Annotated in this window: 1 protein-coding gene; it reads right to left on the bottom strand. The window is 51.3% G+C overall.

Going from position 1 to position 1,118, the window contains the following annotated elements:
- Window positions 1–2: 2 nt before the first annotated feature.
- Window positions 3–1,118 (bottom strand): elongation factor Tu (tuf, locus tag AB7038_RS18070; RefSeq protein WP_369453747.1); only part of this gene is annotated, 1,116 nt, incomplete at its 5' end.

Raw genomic sequence — 1,118 nt, 5'->3', positions numbered from 1 at the left:
AATTAACCCATCACTTTCGCTACAACACCCGCGCCAACGGTACGGCCGCCTTCACGGATTGCGAAGCGCAGACCATCGTCCATTGCGATTGGGTGGATCAGGGTGACGATCATTTTGATGTTGTCGCCCGGCATTACCATTTCAACGCCTTCCGGCAGTTCGATCATACCTGTTACGTCTGTGGTACGGAAGTAGAACTGCGGACGGTAGCCTTTGAAGAATGGAGTGTGACGACCACCTTCATCTTTGCTCAGAATATAAACTTCTGATTCAAATTTGGTGTGTGGTTTGATTGAACCTGGTTTAGCCAGAACCTGACCACGTTCGATTTCTTCACGCTTGGTACCACGCAGCAGAACACCGACGTTCTCACCTGCACGGCCTTCGTCCAGCAGTTTACGGAACATTTCAACACCGGTACAGGTCGTTTTGATCGTGTCTTTGATACCCACGATTTCAACTTCTTCACCGACTTTAACGATACCGCGCTCAACACGACCGGTAACAACGGTACCACGGCCGGAGATTGAGAATACGTCTTCGATTGGCAGCAGGAACGGCTTGTCAATTGCACGCTCTGGCTCTGGGATGTAAGAATCCAGGTAGCCTGCCAGTTCAACGATCTTAGCTTCCCACTCTGCTTCGCCTTCCAGTGCTTTCAGCGCTGAACCGCGAACGATTGGAGTGTCGTCGCCAGGGAAATCGTACTGAGACAGAAGTTCACGAACTTCCATTTCAACCAGTTCCAGCAGTTCTTCATCATCAACCATGTCACATTTGTTCAGGAATACGATGATGTAAGGAACGCCAACCTGACGACCTAACAGGATGTGCTCACGGGTCTGTGGCATAGGGCCATCAGTTGCAGCAACAACCAGGATAGCGCCGTCCATCTGTGCAGCACCGGTGATCATGTTTTTAACGTAGTCGGCGTGCCCCGGGCAGTCAACGTGCGCGTAGTGGCGGGTCGGAGTATCGTACTCTACGTGAGAAGTAGAGATGGTGATACCACGTGCTTTTTCTTCAGGCGCGTTATCGATCTGGTCGAATGCACGAGCGTTACCGCCGTAGGTTTTTGCCAGAACGGTAGTGATTGCAGCAGTCAGGGTAGTTTTACC

This window comes from Morganella morganii (genome assembly GCF_041099235.1).
Classification (GTDB): Bacteria; Pseudomonadota; Gammaproteobacteria; order Enterobacterales; family Enterobacteriaceae; genus Morganella; species Morganella morganii_E.
This window is presented reverse-complemented; position numbering and strand designations above follow the sequence as displayed.